Genomic DNA, 8,584 nt, shown 5'->3' on the forward strand with positions numbered 1-8,584 from the left:
CCCGCCGCGCCCACCCCGGCTACACGGTCGCCAACATCTGCTGGTGGTACGCCATGGGCGCCGACACCGACATCACCGTCACCCCCCGCCCGGTCTACTACGCCGACGGCCGCAAGGAACCCGACTGCTACACCCGCCCGCCGTCCCTGCACGACGAACTCACCGAGAAGTTCGGCACCTTCCCCCTCTTCCACTTCTGGGGCCCCGGCGCCGACCTCGTCTCCAGCCGGTGGATCATCGACGCCACCCGCCACATCAACCGCACCCGCCACCCCGACCTGACCCTCTGCTACCTCCCGCACCTCGACTACGACCTGCAGCGTTACGGCCCCGACGACCCCCGCTCCCTGCAGGCGGCCACCGACCTGGACACGGCCATGGCACCCCTCCTGGACGACGCCCGCGCCGAGGGGCGCACCGTCGTCGCCCTGTCCGAGTACGGCATCACCCGCGCCGACCGCCCCGTCCACATCAACCGCGCCCTGCGCGAGGCCGGCCTGCTCGAGGTGCACACCCAGGACGGCATGGAGTACCTCGACCCGATGGCCTCCCGCGCCTTCGCCGTCGCCGACCACCAGATCGCCCACGTCTACGTACGCCGTCCCGAGGACATGGACGCCACCAGGGCCGCCCTCGACGGCCTGCCCGGCATCGACCAACTCCTCGACGACGAGGGCAAGAAGGCCCACCACCTCGACCACCCGCGCTCCGGGGAACTCGTCGCCGTCGCCGAGCCGGACGCCTGGTTCACGTACTACTACTGGCTCGACGACGACCGCGCACCCGACTTCGCCCAGCTGGTCGAGATCCACCGCAAACCCGGCTACGACCCGGTCGAGCTGTTCATGGACCCGCTCGACCCCTACGTCAAGGTCAAGGCCGCCACCGCCCTGGCCCGCAAGAAACTCGGCCTGCGCTACCGGATGGCGGTCGTCCCCCTCGACGCGTCCCCCATCCGCGGCAGCCACGGCCGCCTCCCCAGGAGCGACGACGACGGCCCGCTCCTCATCTGCTCCACCCCCCGCGCCGTCGGCGACCGTGTCGCGGCCACCGACGTGAAGTCACTCCTCCTCCAGCTCGCCGGTCTCGGCGGACCCGAGCACCAGTCCGAAAAGAGGCACCCGTGAACGACATCCACGCAACCGGCCACGGCACCGACGACCAGCTGCGCCGCAGCCTCGGCATAGGCCGCCGAGGCTTCCTCGGCACCTGCACGGCCGTCGCGGCCGGCGCGATCGCCGCCCCGGTCCTCGGCGCGGCTCCCGTGCAGGCGGCGCCCGCCCCCGGAACGCCCGGCAAGGCCAAGGGCCACCTGCTCGTCCCCGAGGACAAGCGCGGCATCATCCTCTACACGGTCCGCGACGCGACCGGCCGCGACCCGCTCTCCACCAACCTGCCCTCCGGCTTCCGCGCCGTCTTCGAACAGCTGGCCAGGTTCGGCTACCGCCAGGTGGAGTTCGCCGGCTACGGCCAGCACCGCAACGCGCCCGGCGGCGCGAGCCTGGAGAGCGTCGAGGGCGCCCGGCTGCTGCGCCGCTGGCTGGACGAGTACGGGCTGCGCGCGCAGGGCAACCACGGCTTCATCCCGCCGTCCTGGCCCCTGACCACCGCGGACCTGGACACCTTCAAGAAGCACCTGGAGATCGCCAACATCCTCGGCATGGGCCACATGGGCACCGGCGGCGACCCCACCGGCAGCTCCTACCGGGCCGACTGGGACGTGGCCGCCGACAAGTGGAACGCCATGGGCGAGATCGCCCGCAGAGCCGGGATCAAGCTCTACACCCACAACCACGACGCGGCGTACGGCTTCCTGCTCGACGGCGGCCCGCTCGACGCCCAGGGCCGCCCGACCCGCAGCTCCGGCATCCGCAAGCTGGAGTACTTCCTGTCCGCCACCGACCCCAAGCTGGTCTGGCTGGAGATGGACATCTACTGGGCGCACGTGGCCCAGTACAAGTTCCGCACCTACACCGCCCACGACGGCTCCACCCGCCAGAACATCTTCGACCCGGCCGGCCTGGTCGCCCGCCACCACAAGCGCTACCCGCTCTTCCACGCCAAGGACGGCGTCATCAACACCACCAACGGCCAGGGCTACGACATGGTCCCCTTCGGCACGGGGGTCATCGACTACACGACGTTCTTCTCCCGCGTGGGCCACCCCAATTACCACAACCCGATGGTCGAACAGGACAACGCCCCGAGCTCCACCGACCCGGCCCAGTCCCTGGAACACGCCCGGATCGGCTACAAGAACATGGCCGCCCTGCGCCGCAAGTGACACCACGCGGACAACAGGGGGGCACACCCTGACGGTACCCTCCTGATCACACTCCGTATCCACCCCTGGAAGGGCCCTCGGGGACCCCTCCCAGGGGCGGATACGCAGGTGAAAGCCACCCCCAAACCTTGGTATTGTTGTCCTGTCGCCGCGGGGAACACCCCCGCTCAGGCGGCAGACACCTGGTCCGGGTGGCGGAATGGCAGACGCGCTAGCTTGAGGTGCTAGTGCCCTTTATCGGGCGTGGGGGTTCAAGTCCCCCCTCGGACACTCACCGTGACGACACGGAAACGAGGACCCCGACCTGACGGTCGCGGTCCTCGTTGCATGTTCGTAGATCCGGGCGGGTGCGGAACCGATCTCCAGAGCGGGCAACACTCTGATGCGGTCGCTGCGCTCCAGCGCGAGCCAGCGCTTGCGGAGCCCGGGGTACTTGGCGTCCTTGCGCACGATCTCGTCGCAGACCTCGGCAGGAACCAGGATGACCCATTCCATGGACTCGAGGGCAGCCACGAGCACTCGATTGGGGTTGGCGCCCGCGAAATGGACGCACACGACTGCGTCCAGGAATCAGGCGTCCTCTCTTTCCCCTGGCGCGTTCTCCTCAGCCACGGGCTCCTGCAGAAAACTCACTCCTACCGCTGCTCCTGTCCGTCCTCGGGCGGCTCCGTGGCCCGGTGTGCCGGCCGGCCGCGACGGGCGATGAGGCCTCGTACGTCGACACGCCCCGACAGCACGACCTGGGGAGGCCGAATACCGGCTTCGTCCAGTTCCCGTTCGGTGGTACGCGGCTCGGCGCCGCTCAGCGACGCGATGGCCCGCACCCCGATGTGTCCTGTCCGGTAGGCCTCGACGGCCCGCTCCATGATCCGGCGCGGCGGCCGCACGCGCGTCGCGGCCTCGCACTCCACGCTGTACTGGGGCCCCCAGCCGTAGGTCCACGCGAGTTCGCGCCCCGTCGGACCCTGCACCTTCTTGGCCTGGGCGTCGGTCAACAGCCCCAGCTCCTTGCACTGGATGAGCAGCACGGGAAGGCTCACGCCGTAGTGCCGGGCCGCCATGGCACACTCTCTGCGTCCCGGCTCGGTAACCGAAAGGCACTCCATCCAGCGGCGGACGCCCTCTGCCGGAGCCAGCAGATGCCGGGCGAAGGCGTCGCACCGCTTCTCGGCCGGTGTCCGCCGGCCGTCCAGCCGGTGCGCGGCCACACCGTCCGACAGCAGTACGTGTCCCAGCTCGTGCGCCAGTGAGAAGCGCTGCCGCTCGGGCACGTGTGACGCGTTGACGACCGAGATCGTCACCTCGCGATCGGGGTCGAGCGCGGTGAATCCGGATACGTCCTGGGGGAGCGTGAGCGCGGCCGTGTCCAAGCCGATCGCCGACTCCACGAGTTCGGCGAGGTCCGGGACGGGGCCGAGACCGAGCCCGAGGCGCTCACGAAGCCTTTCCGCCAGGTCCCGGCCCTCGCGCTCGGCGTCGACGACCTGTGTGAGGGTCCGCTTCAGTCGGGCCGCCCGCTGTCGATCGGCTTTGTGGCCGTCCGGCACGAACCGGTCGAGGCGATCATCGAGAGCCAGGATCTCACCGACCAGCCCCTCGGCCTGTCTCAGCTCCTCCTCGGCGCCTTCCGAGGCCCGCGCCGCCACCTGCATGCGCTGCCGCACCGGGTTCCCCTTGGTCAGCAGCGTGAGCGGAACCGTCAGTGCCGCGGCGACACGGTCGAGCTCGGCCAGCGTCAGTGCCGACCGCTCTCCCCTCTCGATTCTCGCCAGTGTCGGCTGGCTCAGCTCCGCACGCACGGCCAGCTCCCGCTGACTCAGCCCCGCCTGCGCCCGCTCCCGCGCGACCCTTTCGCCGATCTCCCTCAGATCCATACCCCCGCACCTCCCCGTCCTGAATCAACGATAGCTCTTTGATTCAGTCAGTGTCACAGAGATTTTTCGGCCGCACCGCACCGAGCCTGCGTATGAGGTGAGAAACACCCGAGAGGCGGAGCGGAGGCCGGCCCGTGGGCTTGCCTGTCCGGAGCATCCGGCAGGCACGGTCCTCATGAGTGGGGGCCGCCGATCTGCGCCCAGACCGTTTTGCCGCCGGGCGGATAGGGCTCGACGCCCCAGCGGTCGGCGAGGGCGGGGACCAGGAGGAGGCCTCGGCCGGACTCGGCGTCGGGGGGCGTTTCGCAGTCCGCGGGCGGTGACGGGAGGCGCTCGCCCCTGGAGTCGGTGACGGCGATGAGGAGCGGGCCGACCGCGGTGTCGAGGGTGAGTGTGAGCCGGAAATCGCGGCTGTTGACACGACCGTGCAGGGCGGCGTTGGCCGCGAGTTCGGCCACGATCTGCTCGCCACGCTCGGTGACGCCGGGTGACACCGGCCACGCGCGGAGCTGCTCGGCGGCGAGGGGACGACAGGGGCTGGGCGAACGTGTGTACGGTGGAGGCGAGTTGGGGCGTTGGTGCACTCATGGGGCCACGGTGACGGGTGCGCGGGGGCACGTTCCAGACACACGACTCGTACGCTGCGTCAGCGTACGAGCACATTACGTGGGCGGTACGACGGTTTGTGCGTCACGCTGGGTGTCATCGGGTGAGGGACGGTAAACAGCGCGGGTACGGAACCGGAGGTGGCTGCTGATGACCGACGGCGGCGTGGTGGACGACGAGAACGTGCCGGGCGGCGAAGCGGACCGGGAGCCCGATCCCTCGGACAGCCTGCGGACCTTCGGGGCCGTCATGCAGGCACTGCGCGAACACGCGGGGTACAGCAGAACCGAGTTCGCGGACCTGGTGCGCTTCTCCAAGCACACGGTGGCGTCGGTGGAATTGGGGCGACGGATGCCCGACGTGGCGTTGGTGGAGCGGTCCGAGGAGGCGCTGGGGAACACGGGGGCGCTGCGGAAGGCGTCGAAACATGTGACACGGGGGCGCGGGGACGTGGGGCTCGCGGAGTGGTTCCGGCAGTGGGCCCGTCTGGAGCGGGTGGCGGTGAGCCTGTGCACGTACGAGTGCCGGCTGGTACCGGGGCTGTTGCAGTCGGAGGGGTATGCGCGGGCGGTGTTCGAAGGGACCGTTCCGGTGGCTCCGGACAGTCTGCTGGAGGACTTCATGGTCCGGCGGATGGAGCGGCAGCGGATGCTGTTCGAGCGGCCGACGACGCCGTTCAGCTTCATCGTCGAAGAGCACGTCTTCCGGCGCCGGTTCGGGGATCCGGAGCAGATGCGGCAGATGCTCGACCATGTGCTGGAGCTGAGCGCACCGCGCAACGTGACGCTTCAAGTTGTGCCGTTGGAAGCTGGGTTGCATGCCTGTCTGGACGGTCCGGTGCAGTTGCTGGAGACTCCGAAAGGACAACGGCTCGCGTACTCCGAGGGGCAGCAGAACGGCCGTCTGATCTCCGACGTGAAAGAGGTGAGTCTGCTCTGCCAGCGCTATGACACACTGCGCTCGCAGGCCCTGAACGCCAAGGACTCGCGGGGTCTGCTGGAGCGACTCCGAGGAGAGCTATGAGCACGAGGCCGGAACTGGCGTGGTTCAAGTCCAGCTACAGCGGCAGCCAGGGCGACAGCTGCGTGGAGATCGCCGTCACCGAACAGGCCGTATGCGTACGGGACTCCAAGGACGTGACGCGCCCGTACTTCGCCGTCGGGCGTGGGGAGTGGTCACGGTTCGTGGGGTTCGTGGCGGAGGTGTGAACGGTGTAAGTGCCGATGACAGGTGACTATTGATGCGAGAGCGGTGCCACCCGATTCCGTACCGCATCGTGGTGTAGCGGTGGCGGCGGAAGAGCAGGTGGGAGTGGCCGTCCGCGTGGCCGTCGGGGTGCCGTCCGTCCGCGTGCACGTCGAGCATGGCCCAGTCGTAGTGGCGGTCGCTTTCCAGGTGTCGAAGGAGCGACCGGAGCCCCTTCAGTCGCGCCCGGACGAGAACCGCTGCCAGCGCGGATAGCGTGGCTGGCAAGCGCGAGGATGGGCATCATTGGCGACGTGCCGCTCACCCAGTTCACCCCGAGCGGTCCGAAGCCCCTCCGAGCCCGGCAGGTCGTTGCGCACGGCGCTGCCCGGACGGGCCGGCGAGGCGCATCCGTCGGCCTCGTCGCGGCAGTAGCGCGCCATCTCGCAGAAGGACAGGCAGGAGGGCGTGTATGACGCGTCCAACGCTTCTATGGCGGAGGAGAGTTCGTTTGTGCTCCGGGTCGTGTCCAGGGTCGCCGTTTCGGGGAGGCGGACCGCGAGGTCCTCGGCGCGCCGCAGCCGCGAGAGCTGGAACCGGAGGGCGTCGAGTTCCTGCCGGAGGTCGATCAGGCGACCGTAGGGCCGGTTGGAGAAGTCCTTGGGGCAGACGAGCAGGAACTCGTGGGAGATCTGCTCGGTGGGCAGACCGGCGGTGTCGAAGGCGCGGCGCAGGGCGAGGACGTACACCGCGGCCTGCTTGGCCGCCTCGGCGACGGCGGTCGGATCGGCCTAGCTTGACTCTGTCGGGGATCTTGGAGTTGCCGAGGTCAGGTGCCCAGGGTGCGCCAGGACTTCGGCCGGGGGATCTCGTGCTGATCGAGGTAGGTCTGGAAAGCGGTCGGTCGGCGTGGCCGGGGTGCTTCCTCGGTCGGGGGGAGGCCGCTGAGGCGCTCGATGTTGACGGCGATGGCGGTCAGGACGTGCTGGAGGTGGGCCTTGTTCTGTCCTCGGTAGCGGCAGCGGCGCAGGCCGTGGCCGTGGGCGAACTCGTTGACCGTGCCCTCGACCCCGGAGCGGACCGCGTAGCGGGTTTTCCACTCGGGTGTCTGTTGCTCGGTGCGGATGCGGAGTTGCAGGTCGCGGAGTTCTCGCGGAGGAAAGCCGACGGTGCGGGTGCTTTCGCGGGAGGTGGTGCACTGGGCGCGGGCCGGGCAGGGGTGGCACTGGCTTTTGGTGAACCGTGCCACGATCAGCGGGGCCGCGGTGGGGGAGGAGGTCGGGTAGGGGCCGTGCCAGCCCCGGCTGACCTGCCCCTGGGGGCAGGTGACCTGCCGGCGGTCGTAGTCGATGTGGAAGTCGTCCCGGGCGAAGCCCTCGTTCCGGCGGTGTTGCCGGGTGGGGTTGCCCCGGAGGGGCCCGGAGACGGTGACCTGGTGATCACGCGCGGCCTGTTCCAGGTGAACCAAGGAGGTGTAGCCGCTGTCGACCAGATGCTCGGCGGGCAGCAGGCCGCGGCGGTGCAGGCGGGTGTGGATGCCGGGCAGGACCTTGCTGGCGTGGGTGGTGGATGCGGTGGTGGCCACGTCCGTGATCACGTTGGGGCCGTCGGGAGCACAGGTCTCGGTCAGATGGGCGGAGAACCCCTTCCAGCTGATGACGTGCCCGTGGCGCGCGTAGCGGGCCGAGGTGTCGTACGGGGAGACGATCGCCCGGGACGAGGGCGGCAGCCCCGGCCCACCGTCCTCGTCGGTGCGCCGGCGCAGGTGTCCTGCGGAGTCGCGGTGGTAGTTCTGGACCATGATCTGGCGCAGGGCCTGGACGCGAGGGCCGGACACGCGGTCTGCTCCGTGCCGGCAGAGGTGTTCCAGGAGCCGGACGGCGTCGTTGCCGGCGGCGAGGATCCTGGTCTTGGGCTTGGTGGGGTTCTTGCCCAGGCGGACCGGGCGGCCATAACGGCTGCCCCATTCCTCGTCGACCAGCTCGTCCAGCAGGCGCGGGGCGGTGCCGGCGACTTCCTCCAGCGCGGCACGTACCGCCTCGGTGACCATCTCCAGCCGGGTCAGGTCGCGGACCGCGGCCAGGACATGGGTGGAGTCGGTGCGCTGGGTGGTGCGCTCGCGCACCAGACCGGCCTCCTTCAGGCGGGCCGGCGCGAGGTCGAGCAGGCGGTCGGCGCGGTCGCCTTCGGTGAGACGTTCGCGGAAGTCGGCCAGCACGCTGTGGTGCAAGCCGGGATCGTCCAGCTCCATGGCCATGGCGTACTTGAAGTCGATGCGGCAGCGCACCGCCTCGGCGGCCTGCCGGTCCGACAGGCCGAGCACGAACTGCAGCACACAAACGGTGGCCAGCTGAGCGGGCGAGAGGCCCGGACGCCCGTCACACGGATACCAGTCGGCGAAGTCCTCGTCACGCCACAGCCCGTCCAGCCGATCTCTCACCCACATCGCCGCCGTACCATCCGGGTTGCTCGCCCGCGCGACCTGCGCGGTCAGAGGCGGGACCTGCTCACCGGAACGGGGACGGAGCGACAACGGACACCTCGGCAACTGCATGGGCACTCGGAACAGTCCGAGCATGCCCGCCGATCACGCCGGCGCACCGGGAAACTCCAAGATCCCCGACAGAGTCAAGCT

At 69.8% G+C, this 8,584-nt stretch carries 8 protein-coding genes and 1 tRNA gene; 5 read left to right on the forward strand and 4 right to left on the reverse strand.

Going from position 1 to position 8,584, the window contains the following annotated elements; all coding sequences use genetic code 11:
- From RH94_RS31625 to RH94_RS31635, 3 genes are all read left to right on the forward strand, one after another.
- The coding region (locus tag RH94_RS31625; protein ID WP_234426162.1) for a nucleotide pyrophosphatase/phosphodiesterase family protein at positions 1-1,127 on the forward strand (1,127 nt) is incomplete at its 5' end.
- Entirely contained in the window at positions 1,124-2,284 is a 1,161-nt protein-coding gene (locus RH94_RS31630) for a sugar phosphate isomerase/epimerase family protein (RefSeq protein ID WP_407697380.1), read from the forward strand. The genes RH94_RS31625 and RH94_RS31630, both read left to right, overlap by 4 nt.
- A gap of 185 nt (positions 2,285-2,469) precedes the next feature.
- Positions 2,470-2,554 (forward strand) — tRNA-Leu (locus RH94_RS31635).
- Positions 2,555-2,919: 365 nt separating this feature from the next.
- Here RH94_RS31635 and RH94_RS31645 read toward each other — a convergent pair.
- The gene (locus tag RH94_RS31645; RefSeq protein ID WP_073951773.1) at positions 2,920-4,158 is read right to left on the reverse strand and encodes a helix-turn-helix domain-containing protein; all 1,239 of its coding nucleotides are present in this window, start codon (positions 4,156-4,158) and stop codon (positions 2,920-2,922) included.
- Between the two features lie 173 nt (positions 4,159-4,331).
- Complete coding sequence (locus RH94_RS31650; RefSeq protein WP_234426163.1) at positions 4,332-4,652, reverse strand: ATP-binding protein; 321 nt, start codon at positions 4,650-4,652, stop codon at positions 4,332-4,334.
- Between the two features lie 262 nt (positions 4,653-4,914).
- Between RH94_RS31650 and RH94_RS31655 the strand changes: the two genes are divergently transcribed.
- Both RH94_RS31655 and RH94_RS31660 read left to right on the forward strand, forming a co-directional pair.
- On the forward strand, positions 4,915-5,787 hold the full coding sequence (locus tag RH94_RS31655; protein ID WP_073951775.1) for a helix-turn-helix domain-containing protein: 873 nt from the start codon (positions 4,915-4,917) through the stop codon (positions 5,785-5,787).
- On the forward strand, positions 5,784-5,972 hold the full coding sequence (locus RH94_RS31660; RefSeq protein ID WP_073951776.1) for a DUF397 domain-containing protein: 189 nt from the start codon (positions 5,784-5,786) through the stop codon (positions 5,970-5,972). The genes RH94_RS31655 and RH94_RS31660 overlap by 4 nt, the downstream gene beginning before the upstream one ends.
- A gap of 213 nt (positions 5,973-6,185) precedes the next feature.
- On the opposite strand, the gene RH94_RS31665 is transcribed toward RH94_RS31660, so the two are convergent.
- Positions 6,186-6,698, reverse strand: coding sequence for a hypothetical protein (locus RH94_RS31665; protein ID WP_234426164.1), 513 nt, complete (start codon positions 6,696-6,698; stop codon positions 6,186-6,188).
- Between the two features lie 80 nt (positions 6,699-6,778).
- Entirely contained in the window at positions 6,779-8,395 is a 1,617-nt protein-coding gene (locus RH94_RS31670; RefSeq protein ID WP_234426165.1) for an IS1182 family transposase, read from the reverse strand.
- Between the last annotated feature and the right edge of the window lie 189 nt (positions 8,396-8,584).

Source organism: Streptomyces kebangsaanensis (assembly GCF_001906585.1).
Classification (GTDB): Bacteria; Actinomycetota; Actinomycetes; order Streptomycetales; family Streptomycetaceae; genus Streptomyces; species Streptomyces kebangsaanensis.

What these genes read in the sequence shown, in the direction of transcription:
- RH94_RS31645 (WP_073951773.1), bottom strand. Translation starts at nt 4,158, where the DNA reads ATGGATCTGAGGGAGATCGGCGAAAGGGTCGCGCGGGAGCGGGCGCAG.
- RH94_RS31655 (WP_073951775.1), top strand. Translation starts at nt 4,915, where the DNA reads ATGACCGACGGCGGCGTGGTGGACGACGAGAACGTGCCGGGCGGCGAA.
- RH94_RS31660 (WP_073951776.1), top strand. Translation starts at nt 5,784, where the DNA reads ATGAGCACGAGGCCGGAACTGGCGTGGTTCAAGTCCAGCTACAGCGGC.
- RH94_RS31670 (WP_234426165.1), bottom strand. Translation starts at nt 8,395, where the DNA reads ATGTGGGTGAGAGATCGGCTGGACGGGCTGTGGCGTGACGAGGACTTC.